The 21,011-nt window shown below is 58.8% G+C and carries 16 protein-coding genes; 10 read left to right on the top strand and 6 right to left on the bottom strand.

Translation table 11 applies throughout. From position 1 onward, the window contains the following. Nucleotides 1-28 precede the first annotated feature (28 nt). The 5 genes from ACTG20_RS18695 to ACTG20_RS18675 form a co-directional block, all read right to left on the bottom strand. Nucleotides 29-1,060, bottom strand: a complete 1,032-nt coding sequence (locus ACTG20_RS18695) for an ABC transporter ATP-binding protein (RefSeq protein ID WP_042080595.1) — start codon at nt 1,058-1,060, stop codon at nt 29-31. Further along, nucleotides 1,057-2,115 carry an ABC transporter ATP-binding protein gene (locus ACTG20_RS18690; RefSeq protein WP_194496614.1) on the bottom strand — a complete coding sequence of 353 codons (1,059 nt, stop codon included), beginning with the start codon at nt 2,113-2,115 and terminating at the stop codon, nt 1,057-1,059. The genes ACTG20_RS18695 and ACTG20_RS18690 overlap by 4 nt, the downstream gene beginning before the upstream one ends. A gap of 31 nt (nt 2,116-2,146) precedes the next feature. Beyond that, nucleotides 2,147-3,964, bottom strand: a complete 1,818-nt coding sequence (locus ACTG20_RS18685; RefSeq protein WP_194496613.1) for an extracellular solute-binding protein — start codon at nt 3,962-3,964, stop codon at nt 2,147-2,149. Between the two features lie 149 nt (nt 3,965-4,113). Further along, nucleotides 4,114-5,157, bottom strand: a complete 1,044-nt coding sequence (locus tag ACTG20_RS18680; protein WP_194496612.1) for an ABC transporter permease — start codon at nt 5,155-5,157, stop codon at nt 4,114-4,116. A gap of 2 nt (nt 5,158-5,159) precedes the next feature. Then, nucleotides 5,160-6,185 carry an ABC transporter permease subunit gene (locus ACTG20_RS18675; protein WP_031227629.1) on the bottom strand — a complete coding sequence of 342 codons (1,026 nt, stop codon included), beginning with the start codon at nt 6,183-6,185 and terminating at the stop codon, nt 5,160-5,162. A 739-nt stretch (nt 6,186-6,924) separates the two neighbouring features. Between ACTG20_RS18675 and ACTG20_RS18670 the strand changes: the two genes are divergently transcribed. From ACTG20_RS18670 to ACTG20_RS18635, 8 genes are all read left to right on the top strand, one after another. After that, nucleotides 6,925-9,450, top strand: coding sequence for a TonB-dependent receptor (locus tag ACTG20_RS18670; RefSeq protein ID WP_058057271.1), 2,526 nt, complete (start codon nt 6,925-6,927; stop codon nt 9,448-9,450). 108 nt (nt 9,451-9,558) lie between these two features. After that, nucleotides 9,559-10,323: a DUF3450 domain-containing protein gene (locus tag ACTG20_RS18665; protein WP_005343435.1), complete on the top strand. Its 765-nt coding sequence runs from the start codon at nt 9,559-9,561 to the stop codon at nt 10,321-10,323. Continuing rightward, entirely contained in the window at nt 10,320-11,693 is a 1,374-nt protein-coding gene (locus ACTG20_RS18660; RefSeq protein WP_107682561.1) for a MotA/TolQ/ExbB proton channel family protein, read from the top strand. Before ACTG20_RS18665 ends, ACTG20_RS18660 begins: the two co-directional genes overlap by 4 nt. A 10-nt stretch (nt 11,694-11,703) precedes the next feature. Beyond that, nucleotides 11,704-12,231: a MotA/TolQ/ExbB proton channel family protein gene (locus tag ACTG20_RS18655; protein ID WP_005338936.1), complete on the top strand. Its 528-nt coding sequence runs from the start codon at nt 11,704-11,706 to the stop codon at nt 12,229-12,231. A 67-nt stretch (nt 12,232-12,298) separates the two neighbouring features. Then, nucleotides 12,299-12,706, top strand: a complete 408-nt coding sequence (locus tag ACTG20_RS18650) for an ExbD/TolR family protein (RefSeq protein WP_005338933.1) — start codon at nt 12,299-12,301, stop codon at nt 12,704-12,706. A gap of 16 nt (nt 12,707-12,722) precedes the next feature. Continuing rightward, nucleotides 12,723-13,358: an energy transducer TonB gene (locus tag ACTG20_RS18645; RefSeq protein ID WP_005343441.1), complete on the top strand. Its 636-nt coding sequence runs from the start codon at nt 12,723-12,725 to the stop codon at nt 13,356-13,358. 11 nt (nt 13,359-13,369) lie between these two features. Further along, nucleotides 13,370-14,611 (top strand): tetratricopeptide repeat protein, encoded by a 1,242-nt coding sequence (locus tag ACTG20_RS18640; protein ID WP_194496610.1) that lies wholly within the window; start codon nt 13,370-13,372, stop codon nt 14,609-14,611. A gap of 511 nt (nt 14,612-15,122) precedes the next feature. Continuing rightward, nucleotides 15,123-16,043, top strand: coding sequence for a L,D-transpeptidase family protein (locus ACTG20_RS18635; protein ID WP_005338927.1), 921 nt, complete (start codon nt 15,123-15,125; stop codon nt 16,041-16,043). Between the two features lie 91 nt (nt 16,044-16,134). Here ACTG20_RS18635 and sppA read toward each other — a convergent pair whose 3' ends face one another. Beyond that, on the bottom strand, nt 16,135-17,979 hold the full coding sequence (gene sppA, locus ACTG20_RS18630) for a signal peptide peptidase SppA (protein WP_194496609.1): 1,845 nt from the start codon (nt 17,977-17,979) through the stop codon (nt 16,135-16,137). 208 nt (nt 17,980-18,187) lie between these two features. Between sppA and ACTG20_RS18625 the strand changes: the two genes are divergently transcribed. Both ACTG20_RS18625 and ACTG20_RS18620 read left to right on the top strand, forming a co-directional pair. Then, complete coding sequence (locus ACTG20_RS18625) at nt 18,188-20,227, top strand: NADPH-dependent 2,4-dienoyl-CoA reductase (RefSeq protein WP_113739071.1); 2,040 nt, start codon at nt 18,188-18,190, stop codon at nt 20,225-20,227. A gap of 114 nt (nt 20,228-20,341) precedes the next feature. Next, on the top strand, nt 20,342-20,890 hold the full coding sequence (locus tag ACTG20_RS18620) for an NAD(P)H nitroreductase (RefSeq protein WP_194496608.1): 549 nt from the start codon (nt 20,342-20,344) through the stop codon (nt 20,888-20,890). Nucleotides 20,891-21,011: the final 121 nt, after the last annotated feature.

The following is a 21,011-nucleotide window of genomic DNA, read 5'->3' as shown; positions in this document are numbered from 1 at the left end:
TTTCTACCCTGGTGTTTGTTCGCTGCGCCTAGCTCGCCTGCTCCAGCCTGCTGTCGCCGCTTATAGCGTTGCCGCTGATGGCGTGACTACCGACGGCGAGCGGGGTGTGACAGGCCACCTGATGATGGGACTCATCACACGCCTCAAGCCTTGGCGCCTTGCTTTTGCACAGCTCGGTCGCATGGGGGCAGCGCTGGTGGAAGTGGCAGCCGCTTGGCGGCGAGATGGGGGAGGGCACATCGCCGGTCAGCAGAATGCGCTGGCTGCGCCTGCGCGGGTCCGGCACCGGAATGGCGGAGATCAGCGCCTGAGTGTAAGGGTGGCGCGGCGCCAGATAGAGCGACTGGGCATCCGCCAGCTCGACGATCCGTCCCAGATACATCACTGCGATGCGATCCGAGATATGTTTGACCACCGACAGATCGTGGGCGATGAAGATGATGGAGAGGTTCATCTCCCGCTGCAGGCTGAGCAGCAGGTTGACAATCTGCGACTGCACCGAGACATCGAGGGCCGAGACTGCCTCGTCGCACACCAGCAGCTTGGGCTTGAGGGCGATGGCGCGGGCGATGCCGATCCGCTGGCGCTGACCGCCGGAAAACTCGTGGGGGTAGCGATCCACCGCACTGCCCGGCAGGCCCACTTTTGCCAGCAGCTCTTGCACCCAGCCGCGGCGCTGCTCAGTGTTGCCTTTACCGTGGATGATAAAGGGCTCCTCCAAAATCTGGCCCACGGTGTGGCGGCTGTTGAGGGATTCTGCAGGATCCTGAAATACCATCTGCATCTCCTGACGCAGGGAGCGCATCTCCTTCGGGCTGAGGGCTGTGATATCGCGCCCCTCGAAGGTGATGGTGCCCGCGGTCGGCTCGAACAGCTTGAGCAGGCTGCGCCCGAGGGTGGACTTGCCACAGCCCGACTCACCCACCAGCCCCAGCGTCTCCCCCTGTTTCAGGTCGAAGCTGATGCCATCCACCGCGTGAACCGTATATTGCTTGCGCAGGAACCCGCCTCCCAGCCGGAAATGCTGTTTTAGATCCCTGACCGATAACAGAGTGCTCATACGGTCAACTCCTTCCAGTAGTGACAAGCGACATGGTGGCGCGGATTGAGTTGCTCCACCGCCGGAATGGCGCTGATGCAGAGATCGGTTGCATGGGGGCAGCGGTTGGAGAAGCGGCAGCCAGCGGGCATCTCGTGCAGGGCTGGCACCTGTCCCTTGATGGTCTTGAGCAGGCTCTTGGGCTCATCCTCAAGGCGCGGGATTGAGCTCATCAAGCCGTGGGTATAGGGGTGACGGGGGTGGTCAAACAGTTCGAACACGTCGGCCTGCTCTACCGCCCGCCCGGCGTACATCACCACCACCTCGTCGCACAGCTCCGCCACTACCCCCAGATCGTGGGTAATAAAGATGATGGCCATCCCGGTCTGGGCCTGCAGCTCTTTCATCAATTCGAGGATCTGGGCCTGAATGGTGACATCCAGCGCCGTGGTCGGCTCGTCACAGATAAGCAGGTCTGGCTCGCAGGAGAGCGCCATGGCGATCATCACTCGCTGGCGCATGCCGCCGGAGAGGTTGTGGGGATAGACCGCAAAGCGCTGGGCCGGTTCCGGGATCCCCACCTTCTGCAGCATGGCGATGGCCGCAGCTTTGCGCTGGGCCTTGTCATACTCGGGGCGATGGAGGCGAAACACCTCCATCAGTTGCTCCCCCACCGTCTGCACCGGGTTGAGGGCCGTCATCGGCTCCTGAAAGATCATCGAGATGCGGTTGCCGCGCACCTTGTACATCTGATCCGGCGCAAGCGACAGCAGCTCCTCCCCCTGAAAGCGGATGGAACCGGCCACCACCTGACCGTGGGGCTTGGGCAAGAGCCCCATGATGGCGAGCGAGGTAACGCTCTTGCCACAGCCGGACTCACCGACGATCCCTAGTGTCTGACCCGGGGCTACCTTGAAGCTGACCCCGTCGAGGACCTTGATCTTGCCGTCATCGACGGCGAACTCCACCTCGAGATCGCGTACTTCGAGGATTGGGGCTGGGTGCTGGCCGCTATCAGCGGCGAACTCCCCCCCGTTATCCGATACGTCAAGAATGGGGGCCTGGGTGTTGGGCATAACGGCTGCTCCCTTCGCAATGGCCTGAATATCAATGACGTGCATAGGTCTTGTCGAGCAGGTTGATGGGCGCCAGCGCCTCCCCTGCCTCCTTGGCGTTGCGGGTCTCTTCCTTCACCTTGGGATCGAGCCAGAGCAGACCGCCACTACTGTGAGGATAACCATCCATCGGCCAGTAGAGCAGATCCGGTGTGTTCTTGGTGGCAGGCACCTCCGGCAGCATCACATAACGCCAGCTGCTGGCCCGTACATAGTTGAGCTGCACCCCGGGCACGAAGATGGCGAGATCATAGATGCGCTGCTGGATCTGCTGGGAGAGCTTGGCCCGCTTGGCCATGTCGAATTCGACGTTGTAGGCGTCGATCAGCGCGTCGAGCTCCTTGTCAGCCACGTTGAACAGGTTGTTGGTCTGCGGTTTGTTGGCGTTGGCGGAGTGGAAAAACTCCCAATATTGCGGATAGAGACCGCCGCCGCCCCAACCGAGCCAGGCCGCTTCGTGTTTCTTCTCCAGCATCACCTTGAAGCCGGTGGCGCCATCCACCAGATTGAGCTCCAGATCCAGACCCGCTTTCTTGGCCTCCTCTTTCAGCACGGTCAGTCGCTTGGAGTGCTCCTGACTGGTGTAGGTGAGCGCCAGCGTCAGCCGCTCACTCTTCTCATTTTGCAGGATGCCGTCCGGCCCCGGCTTGTTGTAGCCGCCCTTGGCAAAGTACTCCCGCGCCTTGCCAATGTCATAAGCCCGCTCTGGCAGCGTGATGTCAGTGAACTCGCCAAAGCCCGAGTCGAAGGTGGTGGCTCTGTCATAGTCGCCGCGCAGCACGGTCTCGATCATCTTGTCGATGTTGAAGGCGTGCTGGATGCCGAGGCGCACGTTTACGTCCGCCAGCTTGGGGTTGGCCACATTGAGGTGAACCCCCTGACCGCCCTGTTTGGTATCGGTCATGGCCATTACCTTCTGCACGTAGCCTTTTTTGTACTCCGGGGTGACCGCTTTTTCATGCCACCAGTTGGGCAGGATCATCTCGAAGGTATCGATCTCCCCTTTCAGGAAGTGGCGGAAGGCGATGTTGTGGTCGCGGATCACCTGCACCTTGATGGTGTCGATGTTGAATCTGTGCTGGTTGTAGCGATCGTCTTTTGCCCACCAATCCTTCTGCTTGCTGAAGGTGACCGACTTGCCCTTCTTGACGTCGCTGATCACGTAGGGGCCTGTGGTGGGCACCACGGCCCAGTTGTACTGCTTCACCCAGTTGGGGGTCAGCTTATAGTAGTGCTTGGGCTGGGGCCACAGCTCGGTGGTGTTGAGCAGGTCCATCTTGGCCTTGCGGTTGCCCGCCTTGACCATAATGGTGTGATCATCGATCTTCTCTACCGCTACCACTTCAGTGGTGTAGTAGTTGTTGAACCAGGGCCCCTTGATGTGTTTGGAGCGCATCATCTCGTAGCCGAAGGTGTAGTCATCGGCATTGACCGGCTTGCCATCCGACCATTTGGCGCGGGGATCCAGCTTGAAGTAGACGGTCTGGCTGTCTGGCGCGATGGCCCAGTGGGTCGCGAGCGAGGGAATGGGGTTGCCGGTATTGGGGTGGAAGCTGATGAGCCGCAACTGGTTATCGAGAATAAAGGAGCGGAACGAACCGTTGGAATCAGGCCCCACGGTGCGAAACGTCAGCGGAAAGCTCTCCACAAACATATTGAGGTTGCCACCCGGCAGCGCCTTGGGGGAGGCGAACACAGGATCCGTGTCGTTGGTCTCCCATTTGAGATCCGCGGGCAGGCTGGCCGCCCAGACCCAGGATCCGTTTACCAGCACAAAGAGAGCACCTATCCATTTGATTTTATTTTTCATGTTTGACTTCCAGGTCTGGCCCCTGCACTGGGGGTCTTGATTGATAACGGGATTATCCCTTGCTCCCGGGACCGCCGATGGCGGCGGCCCGTCCTTCATTCATTACTGTTCGTTATCCGGCGCCAGCCGATGCGCTGGCATCGGCTGGCTTATTGGTAACGGGTAAATTTGCGCGGATCGAACGCCTCGCGGATCGCCTCGCCGATAAAGGAGACCATGATCAGCACCAGACTCACCGCAGCCACCACTGAGCTGACGATCCAGATGGCATCCAGATTGTTGATGCCCTGGGAGAGCAGCTCCCCCCAGCTCGGGGTCGGCGGTGCCAGCCCGAAGCCCAGATAGTCGAGTGCCGTCAGGGTCGAGATATTGCCCACCACGGCAAACGGCGCCAGGGTGACGATCATCATCAGGGTATTGGGCAGGATGTGGTTGAAGATGATCCGCCCGGTGGTCGCCCCTTGCGCTCGCGCCGCCATCACATAGTCCCGCGCCCGCTCCTTGTAGGTGAGGGTGCGCATATACCAGGTGATCCCCATCCAGCCGAACAGCACGTTGATGGCGACAAACAGGCCGAAGTTGGGCTTGGCCAGCGACACCAGGATCATGATGACGTAGAGAAACGGCACCTGGGACCAGATCTCGATAAAGCGTTGCAGGATGAGATCGAAGCGGCCGCCGAGAAAGCCCATCAGACAGCCGATGGTTACCCCGATGGCGTAACTGGCCGCCAGCGCGATAAAGGCAAAGCCGATGGCGATGCGAAAGCCGTAAACCAGTCGCGCCAGCACATCGCGGCCGCTGGTGTCGGTGCCGAGGAAGTGGCGCTCAGCCGCGCTGGGGGCGTAAGGCGGGTAGGCATCCTCTTTGAAATCCTGCTCGTAGGGATTCCAGGGCACCGGCGGCAGCAGCACCCAGTCGCCCTGGCCCTCTGCGGCAAATTTGGCCTTGAGCAGGCGGTAGTTGGTCTCGTATTCGTAATCGAGCCCGAACTGCTGACCGGGGATCACATCGCCATAGGTGGGGAAATGCAGCTGGCCCTGATAGCTCACCATCAGTGCCCGGCTGTTGACCAGCAGCTCCGCCAGCAGGGAGAGCAGCACCAGGGTGGTGAAGATGATGAAGGAGTAGTAACCGCGCTTGATCGACTTGAAGCGCTTGAGTTTTTTCAAGGTAACCGGATTGAGCTTCATGGTCAGTCTCCAAAACGCACGCGGGGATCAACGAGGGCCACGCAGATATCGGAGACGATATTGCCAATCAGCATCAGCATGGAGGTGATGGCCAGAATGCCCATGACGGTGGGGTAATCCCGCTCGACGATCGCCTCGTAACCGAGCAGGCCGATGCCGTCGATGTTGAAGATGGTCTCGATGAGGAAGGAGCCGCCAAAGAAAACGGTGAGCACAGATCCCAGGTGACTGGCGATGGGGATCAGGCTGTTGCGCATGGCGTGATCAGTCACCGCCTTGCGAAACGGCAGTCCCTTGGCTACGGCGGTACGCACATAATCGGCCGACAGGTTCTCCATCAGGCTGTTTTTCATGGTCATGGTGAGGATGGCGAAATCGCCGATGGCGTAGGCGATAAGCGGCAGCAGGGCGTGGGCAAAGACAGTGCGGATCTGATCCCAGCTGCTCTCCATGTATTCAAAGTCGTCCCCCGGAAAACCTCCCATCGGCAGCCACTCCAGATGGAAGGCGAAGACGGTGATGAGGAAGATCCCTACCACGTAGGCGGGCAGGGCATAGGCCATGTAGATGAGCATGGAGCTTAACGAGTCGAAGCGGCTGTTGTGCCTGAGCGCCTTCGCCACACCCAGCGGAATGGAGACCGCATAGCTCAGCAGAAAGGTTGCCAGCCCGAAGAAGGCGGTAACGGGGAGCCGCTCCTTGATGAGATCCCACACCGGCTCGTAGTAGCGGGTCGATTCGCCCAGATCGAGTACCGCCAGCTTCTGCAGCCACTCCCAGTAGGCGACCAGCATGGGCTTGTCGAGGCCATAGAAGGCCTTGAGCTCCTCGATCTGTTCATCGGAGAGGGCCTGTGCCCCCTTGCTGCCACTGGAGCGGCCGGATTCATTCTGGGAAACCTGGGCTTGCAGCAGCATGCGTTCGACCGGTCCACCCGGCACGAAACGGGTGATGGTGAAGACGAGCAGGGTTATACCGAGAAACGTCGGGATGATCAAAAGCATCCGGCGTAGGAAATACGACAGCATGGTGGAACCTCGTCCTTGTTGTTCTTTTTTGCGGCCAGTCAAATCCGGTGACGGGCCTGTCCTTCCTGGCATTACGCGCTGGATTGGTTGCCAAACAGCAGACAATCCGCTTGGCCACTGTAAAAGCTCTGCAACAAAAATCAAGTACAAGGAAATGGAAAACTGGGACAAATGACCCGCTGAGACCAAAAGCACCGAAAAATGACGTTTTTTATCTGAAAAGTGAAAATCAAAACAAAACGCTACTGCTCAACATTATTTTAAAAAATATAAACAGCTGTTCGTTTTAGTTTTAATTGATTTTAACTTGTTGATTTGTAATGTTTTTGTTTGTGGTGTGAAATTGAAGGAAAACGATGTCATCTCGACAATTTTATCTGTTATCCCCATGAGAACGGTCAGGTGCAACCCTCATGAAGTTAGTGTTTTATTCTTATTAATGCCAATAAATCAAAATAAGATATAAACGGACAGCACGTTAACTAATAAGTTCATCAAATTTTAATTCAGCGCCATTTACGCCATTTAACAATGTTTTTACATTGTGTGAATTGTTTTTGGCAGAATTATTCACTAATTATGCCGGTCAAAATTAATACACTCCGCTTATTCTACGCCTGACCTCGCTACACCCCTGCTCCATTGACGTCGCTAGTCAAAGATTGATAAGCCTTACACATCGCTCCAAAGAGGGCGGTATCAGGAAGCAAACAATAAACAACCAGGAAGGATATAAGCGATGCTTAGGAAGAGCAGAATCTCTGCTGCGATTGCGTTCGCCTTGGCGAGCCTTGCGGCGGCCCCATCCGTATCTGCCGAAGAAGGGCAGAACGTCGAAAAACTGCAGAAAATCAAAGTCACTGGCTCCCGTATCTCCCGTGTTGATGTTGAGGGGGCGACTCCGGTTGTCTCTGTCAGCAAGGCTCAAATTGAACAGTCTGGTCAGCAGACTGTGGCCGATTATCTGAAGCAGGCCTCCTACAACTCCTTTGGTGGTTTCTCCCCATCCTCCGGTAGTTCTGCCCAGTCACAAGCCACAGTAGGGCTGCGTGGCTTGGGCTCAGAACGTACCCTGGTGCTTCTCAATGGCAAACGTGTTGCTGGCTCCCCCTCCATGGGGGGCACTTCCATCAACCTTAACACCATCCCCATGGCTGCTGTTGAGCGGGTGGAAGTTAACCTGGACGGCGGCTCCGCACTCTATGGTTCTGATGCCATCGGCGGTGTTATCAACGTGATCCTCAAGGAGGGTTTCGAAGGGTTGACATTCCAAGGGCGTCTTGGCTCACCAACCGAAGAGGGCGGTGATGAGAAGAGTGGCTCTGTAGTTGCGGGCGTCAATGGGGAGAAAGGGTCCCTGATGATGGTTTACGAGCACGATGAGAAGGACGTGATCTACTATCGTGACCGTGACTATCTGGCTTTACAAGGTGCAATGTCCCCCAGCGTTGCTGGCCGTAACATCATGGATTTAGATACAGGTGATCTGAAGCAGCTTGCAGGTATCAACTGTGCCAATGTCGGGACCGGCTTTGTTGAGCAGGATGGTTTGTGCAACTTTGATTTTGCCAAGGTCGCTGCTAAAACAGCCTCTCGTTCTCGCGATACTGTCTATGTGAATGGTCGCTATCACATCAATGACAGCGTGGATTTTGTTCCTCAGTTTATCGGCTCTCGGGTGACCAGTTTTGGCCGCTTTGCCCCTGCTGCGGGCTCGTTTGTGAGTGATGATCCTGCGTTGTTGGCTGCGAACGGAATCACTGGCGGTCAGGCTGCAATTTTCTATCGATTCAACAATATTGGTCCCCGTGATAACGATGTGACTGACTTTACCGGCAGCATGAACCTGGGCTTTGACGGTGTACTACCTACCGAGGCCGTTGGGGATGTTGAATGGAACGCCGGTTACATGTACTCCAAGACTGACAATACCAGCGATGGTAGCGGTTATATCCTCAAAAGTGCTGCCCGTAATGCAATCAAAGATGGCAAGTTCACCAATGGTGAGTTTGATAAGTCAGTAAATGATCTGTTGTCCTACGATACCTCGCGTACTTCCAAGATGGACTTTTTCCAGTGGTATGGCGGTTTGGGTTGGGAAATGGGCGAACTGCCTGCCGGTCCAATCGGTTGGTACTGGGGCTCCGAGTATAACGACTGGACTTACTCCGATACCTATGACAGTCAGTCTGAAGCAGGCAACGTCATAGGTTCATCCGGCAACTCCGGTGGTGGTGTGCGCGATGTGTTTGCCACCTACATCGAGAGCCTGATCCCCATCACCGAGCAGGTCGAGCTGAACCTGGCGGGTCGTTATGACAAGTACAGCGACTTTGGCAGCGCCTTCTCGCCCAAAGCGAGCCTGCGTTACCAGCCGCTAGACAACCTGATGTTCCGGACCTCCTGGTCACAATCGTTCCGGGCGCCGGGGCTGGATGATCTCTATGCCGCAGACTCATTCTCTGCTGACTATGCCAAGGACTATGTACGCTGCAATGCTACCGGCACAGCTAACTGTCCTGAGAAACAGTATGACGTTACCCGTCAGTCCAATAAAAATCTGAAGGAGGAGACGGCTGATACCTTCACTATCGGGGCTGCTTACAACCCGCTGGATAACTTGAATCTGTCACTCGATTACTACTACATCAAGATTGATGATGTGATCCAGCTAGCCACGGCACAAACTCAGATTTATCAGGAGCTGAACAGTGGCAGCAACCCGAACGTAATTCGTCTCCCCAACGGCACCATCAAGGAGATCAAGGCTGGCATGGTCAACTTGGGGCAACTCAAGACCAGTGGTGTAGATTTTAAAGCCGATTACAAGTACGACTTCAACACCTTCACCCTGCGTTATGACTTCGGTGGTACTTACATCCTGCAGTACGAAGAGGGGCTGTTTGCCGGTGGTCCGATGATCGACAAGAAGGGCTGGAATGGTAAACCCGACTTGCGCCTCAACTCCGGGATTGGTGCCAACTTCCCGCAACTGTGGAATCTCGATACCTACCTGAGCGCCAACTATATCGATTCCCAGAGCCAGGACTATGTTGATGGTCAGGAAGAGGGTCATATCGCTTCCAACACCGTCTGGAACCTGAACGTGGCGGTCGATACCAGCTGGAATGGCAAGATCCAGACCGGTGTGAAGAACATGTTCAACCGTGGCCCCTCTCTGTCCAACGATGGCTTCACTTACGATGAAGACCTCTACAGCATCGACGGTCGCATCTACTACATCGATTACACCCAGAAGTTCTAATCAACCCTGTTGATATACAACCTCAGCCGGCCCGGTCGGGCCGGCTGTGCCCAACGTCCAAGGAAGTTACGGAGATAGGGTAATCCTATGAAGACAAGGACCATTACAATGAAGAAAGCGCTCCTTGGCAGCCTGGTTTCGGCCGCCTTGTTGACCAGCTTCAATCTGAGTGCCGCCACTGCCGGTCAGGCCGTGGACGCTCAAGCCGCCACCGACAACGCATCCAAAGTTTCCCAGCAGAAGATCGACAGCTATGCCGAATCTGCCGAATCCGCATTGGCCCAGTACAAGGCCGCCCTGCGTCAGGTCGACAGTCTGCGCACCTACAACGAGCAGGTGAGCAAGATGGTCGAGTCCCAGAGTGCCGAGCTGGCGTCGATGCAAAAGCAGATCGCCCAGATTGATCAGACCAGCACCGAAGTCGTCCCCCTGATGCTCAAGATGATCGACTCCCTCGAGCAGTTTGTGGCGCTGGATCTGCCGTTCCAGAAGGTCGAGCGCGAGGACCGCGTGGCGGCCCTGACCGACCTGATGAACCGGGCCGATGTCACCATCTCCGAGAAGTACCGCAAGATCCTGGAGGCCTACCAGATCGAGGAGGGCTTCAGCCGCACCATCGAATCCTACAAGGCGAGCCTGGACAAGGATGGCAGCGAGAAGACCTACGAGTTCCTGCGGGTTGGCCGCATCGCGCTGCTCTATCAATCCCCGGATGGCAATGAGACCGGGATGTGGAACAAGAAGACTCGCCAGTGGGAAGAGTTGCCCCAGGAGTATCGCAGTGCGGTTGAACAGGGCCTTCGCATCGCCAAGAAGCAGGCGCCTCCCGCGCTGATCAAGCTGCCGGTTCAAACTGCGGAGAAAGCATCATGAAAGGAATCAAACTTGCGATTGCCTCCCTGATTGCGGGAGCAACCCTGGTCACCCTGCCGGTGACCGCCGCCGAAAAACCGGTGGATCTCAATGCGCTGCTGAATCAGGTCAAGGCCTCCAGCCTGAGCGAATCCCAACTCAACAAGGAGCGGGAAGCCCGCTTCCTGGCTGACAAGAACGAGCAGGGGGCGCTGCTGGCCAAGGCCAAGGCCGAGCTGGCTGCCGAAACAGCCAAGGGCGAGCAGCTCAAGGCGACCTTTGATGCCAACGACAAGCAGCTGACCGAACTGACCGAAACCCTGCGCCAGCGTTCCGGCAACATGGGCGAGATGTTCGGCGTACTGCGTCAGTTCGCCGGTGAGTTCAAGGGGATCTTCAATGCCTCCGCCCGTCGGGTCGAGCATCCGGAACAGACCGCGCTGCTGACCCGTCTGGCCGAGAGTAAAGAGCTCCCCTCCAGCGACGATCTGGAAGCGTTCTGGACCACCACCCTCAGCCGCATGGTGGACGGTGGCAAGGTGAGCCAGATCCCGGCGACCGTGGTCTACGGCGAAGGCAACCAGGCCGAGAAGACGGTCACCCAGATCGGTGAGTTCAACACTGTCTCCGAAGGCAAGTACCTCACCTTCGTGCCGGAGACCGGCAAGTTCGAGCAGCTTTCCCGTCAACCTGACAAGGGGGTGCTGGAACCGATCGCCGAGTTTGAACAGGGCGGTGACGGGGTCAAACCCATCTTTATCGACCCGTCTCGCGGCGTGATCCTCTCTCTGCTGGTGCAGTCACCGACTCTCAAGGAGCGGATCGATCAGGGTGGTGAAGTGGGTTACGTCATCATGGTGCTCGGTGTGCTCGGTACCCTGCTGGCTATCTTCTGCGGTATCCGCCTGTCGTTGATCGGCTCGTCCATGCGCAAGCAGCTGAAATCCGATCAGATCATCAAGGGCAACCCCATTGGTGACATGCTGGGAGCCTACCAGAGCCATCGCGGTGACAACATCGAGGATCTGGAGTCCAAGCTCGACGAGATCATCCTGCGTAATGTGCCCAAGTTCGAGAAGGGTATCAGCATCATCAAGCTGATCGCCTCGGTCGCGCCGCTGCTGGGCCTGCTCGGTACCGTAGTGGGGATGATTGCTACCTTCCAGGCCATCACATTGTTCGGTACCGGCGATCCCAAGCTGATGGCGGGCGGTATCTCGGAGGCGCTGGTGACCACTATGCAGGGGCTGGTCGTCGCCGTGCCCATGTTGTTCCTCTACACCATAGTGCAGACCCAGAGCCGTCGTCTGATCCAGGTGCTGGAAGAGCAGAGCGCCGGTTTCGTCGCCCGTTATCAGGAACGTCTGCACGCCTCCAAAGCCGCAGCGTAAGGAGTCACCCATGTGGTTCTGGTTGATTGAAGAAGTCGAGTCGGTCCGCCGGTTTTTGGGATTGGGGGGCGATGTATTGGTCGCCCTGTTCTTCCTGACCCTGATGATGTGGGCCCTGTTGCTGGAGCGCTGGTTCTACTTCATGGCGGTCTACCCCAAGCAGGTGAAGCAGACCAAGGCCACCTGGCTGGCCCGTACCGATCATCTCTCCTGGTCTGCCAAGCAGATCCGCCGCGAGCTGGTCTCACGGGTTGCCATGGCGGTGGACAAGGGAATGCCGGTCATCAAGGTGCTGATCGCTCTCTGCCCGTTGATGGGGCTGCTGGGGACCGTGGTGGGGATGGTGCAGGTGTTTGACACTTTGGCCATCACCGGCACCGGTTCGCCGCGGGCGATGGCATCGGGGATCTCCAAGGCAACGGTACCGACCATGGCGGGCATGATCGCCGCCCTTTCCGGCCTGTTTTTTGTCAACCAGCTCGATCACAAGGCCAAACTGGCGGTGCAAAAGCTGGAAGACAACCTGAAACACGGTTGATGCAGGATGCATACCCCCGGCGAGGCATGGCCTGCCGGGGGCACAGAACAAGCAAGGAGTTTCTGCTATGAGAAAACGTTACAGCGACAGCGGTGCTGACGAGGCGGCTATCGATTTGACCCCCATGCTGGACATAGTGTTCATCATGCTGATCTTCTTCATCGTCACCACCTCCTTCGTCAAGGAGTCCGGTGTCGAGATCAACCGTCCCAGTGCCAGCACGGCCGAGACGGTGAAGAAGGGCAATATCATGGTCGCGGTACGCGAAAACGGTCAGGTCTGGGTCGACAAGCGGGTGGTCGAGGTCGGTGCTGTGCGCGCCAACATCGAGCGGCTGCGGGCCGAGAACCCGGAGAGTGCCGTGGTGATCCAGGCCGATAACGAATCCCGTTCCGGTCTGGTGGTGCAGGTCATGGATCAGATCCGCATGGCCGGTGTCCAGAACATCTCCATCGCGGCAGACAAGAGCAGCTGATGCCGGAGAGAGACCTATGAGATACCTGATATCGTTGGCGGTCTCCTGTGTGGTGGTGTTCTTTCTGTTTCTGGGAATGAACAAGCTGATCACACCGGATCACCGGGAGCTGGTGGAGAAGGATGACGTCACCATGACCGATTTCATCCGCCTCAAGCCCCAGGAGACCCTGCAAGAGAAACAGCGGGAGCTGCCCAAACCGCCGCCGCCCAAGCGTCCGCCACCGCCTCCCGAGATGGAGGTGGCCAGCACGGATCGGCCGAAGATGGAGAGCGCGCCGATGGACATGCCCAAGCTCGACATCCCGGTCAACATCGGTGGTGGCAACGCGCTGGGGGCCTACAGCACCGGCGGCGGTGGTGGCGGAGTCGGTGGCAATAACGGCGCCATTCCGCTGGCAACCTTCGAGCCCATGATGCCCCGCAAGGCGGCGCTGGCGGGGCTGGCCTCCGGCAAGGTGCTGGTGGAGTTCACCGTTACCGAGCGCGGCACCGTCAGCAACGTGCGGATCGTCAAGGAAGAGCCGCGCAGTTATGACCTCGGCAAAGAGGCGCGCAAAACCATCGCCAAGTGGACGTTCAAACCGGCCATGGTGGATGGCAAGCCGCAGGCGAGCCGTATGCAGCAAGAGATCGAGTTTGCGGTCAACTAAGGAAGGTGGCGATGAACAAGTTACACAAGATGATCCTCGCCCCGGTCGCCATGGCGGTGCTGCTCAGCACCGCCAGTTGGGCCGCCGAGCAGCCGGCCCTGTCGGATCGGGCCTATCGGGCGGTCAACAAGGCGCAGGAGCTGATCACCGAGAAGAAATACGGCGAGGCCAACGCCAAGTTGCAAGATGCGCTCTCCGGTGCAGGCGAGCGGGTCTACGACAAGGGGGTCATATTGCAGACTCTCGGTTTCGTGGCCGCCCAGCAGGAGAAATACGGTCAGGCGACCAAGTACTTTGCCGATGCCATCGCGACAGGCGGCTTGCCGCCACCGGTGGCCCAGCAGGTGCGCTACAACCTGGCCCAGCTCTATATGGCGGAGGGTAATTATCAGGGCTCGATCAAGACCATGAAGGAGTGGTTTGCCAACCAGGGCAAGGATGACAAGCCCAACTCCCATGCCTATATCACGCTGGCCAACGCTCACGTGCAGCTCAAGCAGTACCGTGACGCGATCCCGGCGGTGGATCAGGCGATCAAGCTGTCGGCAGGTAAAGCGCCGGAGTCCTGGTATCTGCTGAAGATGGGCGCTCACTACGAGCTGAAACAGTACAAACCGGCGACCGAGGTGCTGACCTCTCTGGTCAACATGTTCCCGGAGAAGAAGAAGTACTGGACCCAGCTGTCGGCCATGCATATGCAGGCAGGCAACGATGCCAAGGCGCTGGCGGCGCTGGAGTCGGCCTACAACCTCGGCATGTTGACCGAGGCCGCCGAGCTGCAGCGCCTCGCCAACTACCTCGCCTTCACCGGCATTCCCCATCGCGCCGCACGGGTGATGGAGAAGGGGATGAAGGATGGGGTGATTGAGCAGAGCGCCAGCAACTACAAAACCCTGGCCAACTACTGGCATCAGGCCAAGGAGCTGGATCCGGCCATCGACACCCTGGCCAAATCCTATCAGCTGGCCCCGAGCGCCGATCTGCAGCTGAAAATGGCGCGCATGATGATCCAGAGCAAACGCTATCAGGATCTGGTGGCGCTGGCCGCCAAACCAGCCGCCAATGCCAATGGTGAACAGCGGGCGGATCTCAAGTTCCTGACCGGTGTCGCCTATTTTGAGCAACAAAAGCCGAAGGAGGCCCTCAACGCCTTCACCCAGGCAGCTCAGAATGGCAACGTCAGCGGTCGGGCATCTCCGTGGATCAGCTTCCTCAAAGAGCAGCGCGGCACCGGAGAGGCAGCCGTCCAGTAATTCCAATGACAACTACCTGTAGTCCCTTTTATGGTTGCCTGGTGGCTCCATTAACCGCTCTTCGGAGCGGTTTTTTTATGGCTGAAACCGGCACCGGCGGGTGGCCGACGCACGGTTTTATCTCTCTTCATCCCAATAAAGAGCCTCCGTCGACATTGGTCTATCTCTCCCGGTGTGACAAACGTTTCAGCTAGGGCTGCAACCGTGACACAAGGTGGTGCAGCGCTGTGGTTGACGGGGGCTCGTGTAGCTCGCTGACAGGCGGGCAGTGCCATTCATCTTTCACTCAGCTGCGACTTGCCAGTGTGGCTTTTGCACTGTTGATAAGCGTCACACCGAAAACGGCTACTTTTAACAAGAAAAGCAACATATGGAAGTTGAAATTTTGGCCGACTCAGGAAAGAATGCGCGCTCGGTTATTGGCGTCGTGGGGCAGGTTGACCCGCCACCGGCAGACCGAGGATGAGACGGCCCCCGGCCCATTTGGTACAGGAAACCACACAGGAATTTTATGAATCCCCTTCGCACTGCCGCTTCGGCCCTTTTATGCACTTTTGCGCTGGTCAGCCAGCAGGCTGCCGCCGTCGAGTACCGTCTGCCTGCGGCCAACAGCCGCCTGATCGGTGAAAATCAGGAATACGTGGTGCCTGCGGACAACCGTCCGCTGGAGCAGATCGCTGCTGACTTCCAGCTGGGTCTGACCAACATCATGGAAGCCAACCCGGGCGTAGATCCCTATCTGCCGAAGGCGGGTAGCACCCTGATCATCCCCCACCAGCTGATCCTGCCCAACGCGCCCCGCGAAGGGATCGTCATCAACGTTGCCGAGATGCGTCTCTACTACTACCCGAAAGGGAAGAACGTGGTGGAAGTGCTGCCCATCGGCATCGGTCAGCTGGGGGTAAACACCCCGGAGAACTGGATCACCAAGGTAGAGCGCAAACGCGCCAACCCGACCTGGACCCCGACCGAGAACATCCGTCGTCGCTATGCCGCCCAGGGCAAGACCCTGCCGGCAGTCTGGCCAGCGGGTCCGGATAACCCCATGGGTCTGCACGCCCTCTACATCGGCAACCTCTATGCCATCCACGGCACCAATGCCACCTTCGGTATCGGTCTGCGGGTAAGCAGCGGTTGCGTGCGTCTGCGCGCTGACGACATCAAGTATCTGTTCGACAACGTGCCGGTCGGCACCCGCGTCCAGTTCGTCAACCAGCCGGTCAAGACCACGGTCGAGCCGGATGGCGGTCGCTACATGGAAGTACACGAGCCGCTGTCGCGCACCGAGGAGGAGTTCAACTCCACCGCCTCCGTGCCGCTCCCGATGACACCGGCTATCACCCGCTTCATCGCTCACGCCGAGTCTGACTCCAACGTGGTCAAGCAGGTGCTTGAACAGCGTACCGGTATGCCGACCCGTCTCAATCCCTGATTGAGCAAGTTGGCGGTGCCGCGCGCACTGGCTGAATAAAGAAAACGGCGACCATCTGGTCGCCGTTTTTTATGGGGGAGTCACCGCTTGCTTACTGCACGCAGACCGGGCAGAAGGCGTAGGTGCCTTGCGGATCGTTGAAGCGGGTGAGCGGGTCGAGACTGCGGTTCACTTCCACCAATGCCTTGCCAAATCCTGCCGGCAGCCAGTTTTGCAACTGGGGGGCCAGTACTTGGGCACTGCTGTCAAACAGCTGGCGCAGGAACTTGTCCTTGGTGGACTCCTCCTGCTCGATGGGGGTCACCTGCCACTCCTTGAGGTTGGCGAGGTCGGCGGCGGCCTTGATGGCGTCATCCAGATTGCCGAACTCGTCCACCAGACCCAGGGCCTTGGCATCCTCACCGGTCCAGACCCGACCTTCGGCCGCTTTCTCGGCCTCTTCCGGGCTCAGACCGCGGCCCTTGCTCACCAGACCGATGAAGCGCTGGTAGGTATCTTCCACGCTCAGCTGGATGGCCTGACCGACGTGATCCGGCAGGGCGCGGGTCGGGCCTACGCCGACGTAATCTGTGGTGCCGACCCCGTCGGTATGCACGCCGAACTGGGCCAACGCCTTGTCGATGGTGGCAAACATGCCGAACACCCCGATGGAACCGGTGAGTGTGGTCGGGGAGGCGAAGATCTTGTCCGCATCGGCGGAGATCCAGTAGCCACCGGAGGCGGCATAGCTGCCCATGGAGACCACTACCGGTTTGCCAGCCTGTTTCAGAGCCAGCAGCTCGGCGCGGATCTGCTCGGCGGCGAAGGCGCTGCCGCCCGGGCTGTCGACCCGCAGGACCACGGCTTTGACCTTGTCATCGCGGCGAGCATCGGCCAGCAGGTCGGAGAGGCTATCACCGCCTATGGTACCGGCAGGCTGTACGCCATCCATGATGGCACCGCTGGCGACCACCAGACCCACCTCATCCTTGCCGCTCTGGGGATATTGTTCCGGAATGGCAGCCAGATACTCTTTCAGGCCGACCCCTTTCCAGCCGTGGTCGTCCGCTTCACCCACCTCTTTAATGACCGCCTGGGTCATCTCGTCACGAGTGGCGAGCTGATCCACCAGACCGTTGTCGAGGGCGTAGTTGGCGGCGTTGCCACCGGCCTTGCGCAGCAGCTCGAGGAAGCGATCCTTGCCCGGTGCCACGGCGTCCGGTTCGATCTCCCGCTGCTCGGCGACATCGGCCACATAGGATTGCCACAGCTGATCCAGCCAGCGCTGGTTCGCTTCTTTGCTCTCGGGAGACATCTCGTCGCGGGTATAGGGTTCGACGAAGGATTTGTAGGTGCCGACCTTGAATACATGCGGAGTGATATTGAGCTTCTCCAGCGCCGACTTGAAGTAGGTCTGGTAGACCCCAAGTCCCTCGATCACCACGGCGCCGCTCTGGTTGAGCAGCACGTGATCGGCGTGGGCCGCCAGCAGGTATTGCCCCTGAGTGTAGAAGTCGGCCATGGCGATCACCGGTTTGCCGCTCTCCCGGAAGGAGTCGATGGCACTCGCCACCTCCTGCAGTTTGGTGAAGTTGGCTCCCTGCAGCCCTTGTGGCTTGATCACCAGCGCCTTGATGCGCTCGTCATCCTTGGCACTCTTGATGGCCCACAGCAGGTCGGAGAGGACGATCTCGCTCGGCTGCTCGTCGCTGCTGTCCATCTGGCGCAGCAGTTGTACGGTGGGATCTGTCTGGGAGCGTTGCTCCACCAGCACGCCGTTGAGATTGAGGGTCAGCGCCCCTTCGATGGGCACCTTGGGGGCCTCTTTCTGGCTGACGCTGAAGACGATGACCAGCACTACGATGAGAAACAGCAGATTGACCAGCATCAGCCGGGTGAAATTGAGCAGGCGCCACAGGCTGCGGAACAACCAACCCAGACCTTTGAAAATAGACATAGTCGCGTTATCGCCCTGTTAATGGGTAGAGAAGAGCCATTATTAACCAGTTGCGGGCGAAATTGCCATTTCCGACTGGCGGATCCCGTCTATCTTCGTTCAGGGCACGGCTGTTCGCTGAAAATTTGTCCAAACATTTGTTTGAAAAAGAATTTTCGATTCTTTACTCTAGCCTCAGTTTGATAACAAAAAATTAACTGGAGGCATCGTGAGCCGCTATCCGACCCTGCTGACCCCGCTCGACCTTGGCTTTACCCAGCTGCGCAACCGCGTGTTGATGGGCTCCATGCACACCGGCCTCGAAGAGGAGAAGGGCGGTTTTGACAAGCTGGCTGCCTTTTATGCCGAGCGCGCCCGTGGTGGAGTAGGCCTTATCGTCACCGGCGGCATTGCCCCCAATCTGCGCGGGCGGCTGGTACCTCACGGCTCCCAGCTGAGCTTTCCCTGGCAGGTGAGCAAGCACAAGAAGGTGACCAGCGCCGTGCATCAGGAGGGGGGCAAGATAGCGCTGCAGATCCTCCATGCCGGTCGTTACGCCTATCATCCGTTCAGTCTGGCACCGAGCGCCCTCAAAGCCCCCATCTCCCCATTCAAACCGCGCGCCATGAGCGAGCGGCAGATCCGCGGCACCATCCGCGACTTCGCGGCTACAGCAGCGTTGGCCAAGGCGGCCGGTTATGACGGCGTCGAGGTGATGGGCTCGGAAGGCTATCTCATCAACCAGTTCATTTGCGAGCGCACCAACAAACGCACCGATGGCTGGGGCGGCAGCAGTGAAAACCGGATGCGCTTTCCGGTGGAGATTGTTCGCGCCATTCGCGAGCGGGTCGGCACCGACTTCATCATTATCTTCCGCCTCTCCATGCTGGATCTGGTGGAGCAGGGCTCGACCCTGGAAGAGGTGATCGCCCTTGGCAAAGCGCTGGAAGCGGTGGGGGTGACCCTGATCAATACCGGCATCGGCTGGCATGAGGCGCGCATTCCCACCATCGCCACTAGCGTGCCGCGTGGCGCCTTCAGCTGGGTGACCGCCGAGCTGAAAAAACATCTCAAGGTGCCGCTTATCACTACCAACCGGATTAACACCCCGGAGGTGGCAGAGCGGATTCTGGCGGGTGGCGAGGCGGATATGGTCTCCATGGCGCGCCCCTTCCTGGCTGACCCCGAATTTGTCATCAAGGCGGCGGAGAACCGGGCGGACGAGATCAACACCTGCATCGCCTGCAACCAGGCCTGCCTTGACCATGTGTTCAAGCAGAAGCGCGCCTCCTGTCTGGTCAATCCCCGCGCCTGTTTCGAGACCGAGCTGACCTTTGGTCGCGTGCCCCAGCCCAAGAAGCTGGCGGTAGTGGGGGCGGGCCCGGCCGGGCTGGCGTTCGCCTGCTACGCCGCCGAGCGCGGTCATCAGGTGAGCCTGTTCGATCAGGCCAGCGAAATCGGCGGCCAGTTCAACTTCGCCAAGCAGATCCCCGGCAAGGAGGAGTTTCACGAGACTCTGCGCTATTTCGCCAAACGGCTGGAGAAGTGCGGTGTCGAGCTCTATCTCGGCCAGCGTCAGAGTGCCGAGAGCCTGCTCGGCGGCGGTTTTGACGAGGTGATCCTCGCTACCGGTATTCGTCCGCGCACCCCCAATATTCCGGGCATCGAACATCCCAAGGTGATGAGTTATCTCGACGTATTGCGGGATCACAAACCGGTCGGCCAGAAGGTGGCGGTGATCGGTGCAGGCGGCATCGGCTTCGATGTGGCCGAATTCCTTGTGGAGAAAAGGGTAGAGAAGAAGGTGGAGACGGATGCCGATGGGCACCGTGATCACTGGCTCAAGGAGTGGGGCATCGACAAACAGCTTGGCGAGCGCGGTGGCCTCACGGCTCCTGAAATCGACGCCCCCGAGCGCCAGATCTGGCTGCTCCAGCGCAAGGAGAGCAAGGTGGGTGACGGACTTGGCAAGACCACCGGCTGGATCCACCGTACCGTGCTCAAGAACCGCAAGGTGCAGATGCTCTCCGGGGTGCAATATCTGGGGATCGATGACGAGGGCTTGCATATTCAGGTGGGCGAGACCAAGCAGTGTCTGCCGGTGGATCAGGTGATAGTCTGCGCCGGGCAGGAGCCCCTCAAGGAGCTGCAGGCCGGGTTGCAGGCGGCAGGCAAGCCGGTGCATATCATCGGTGGTGCCGACGTGGCAGCCGAGCTGGATGCCAAGCGCGCCATCCGGCAAGGGGCCGAGCTGGCTGCGATCATCTAGCCAGCTGAGCCATCCTGCCCTTTATAGTGCGATAAACCCCTGAGCCTCAGGGGTTTTCTTCATTCGGTGCTGTGCTAAGGTAGCGCCATCATTGCCCCAGAGAAGGAATTGCCCATGGATGCCCTCACCCTGTTGCTCAATCGCCACTCCTGTGGCCGTCTCGCCGATCCCGCCCCGAGCGGTGAGGTGCTCGACAATATCCTCAAGGCGGGCCTGCGCGCGCCGGATCACGGCACCCTGACTCCCTGGCAGTTCATTCTGTTCGAAGGAGAGGGGCGCGAGCGGCTGGGCAAACTGCTGGCCGAGGCGGCCCGTGCCCGTGGCGAAGATGAAGAGAGCATCAAGAAGTGCCGCGAAGCGCCGCTGCGGGCGCCCTTGGTCGTCGCCGTGGCAACCCGTTATCAGGATCACCCCAAGGTGCCGAAACTGGAGCAGGAGCTCTCTGCCGGTTGTGCCCTGATGGCGATGCAGATGGCGGCGCAGGCGCAGGGTTTCAACGGCATCTGGCGCTCCGGCTGGTTTATCTTCGATGAGCAGATCAACAAGGGATTGGGACTGGCGGCAGAGGATCAGCTGGTGGGTTTCCTCTACCTCGGTACTCCCATGCTGGAAGCACGCAAACTGCGCGAGCTGCCGCTCGATGAGTTTGTCCGCCGTTTCTGACTTTTCGGCCACGTTGCGGTTGAGAGAAGCAAAGCCTCGAGAAATCGGGGCTTTTCTGTTTAACCGTGAATAGTAACCAGAGAAATTGGGGAAAATAAATGGGTCAAAGAGGCTTCGCGCG

Origin of the sequence: Aeromonas sp. 84A, from assembly GCF_051919345.1 — a bacterium.
In the GTDB taxonomy this organism is placed as follows: Bacteria; Pseudomonadota; Gammaproteobacteria; order Enterobacterales; family Aeromonadaceae; genus Aeromonas; species Aeromonas veronii.
This window is presented reverse-complemented; position numbering and strand designations above follow the sequence as displayed.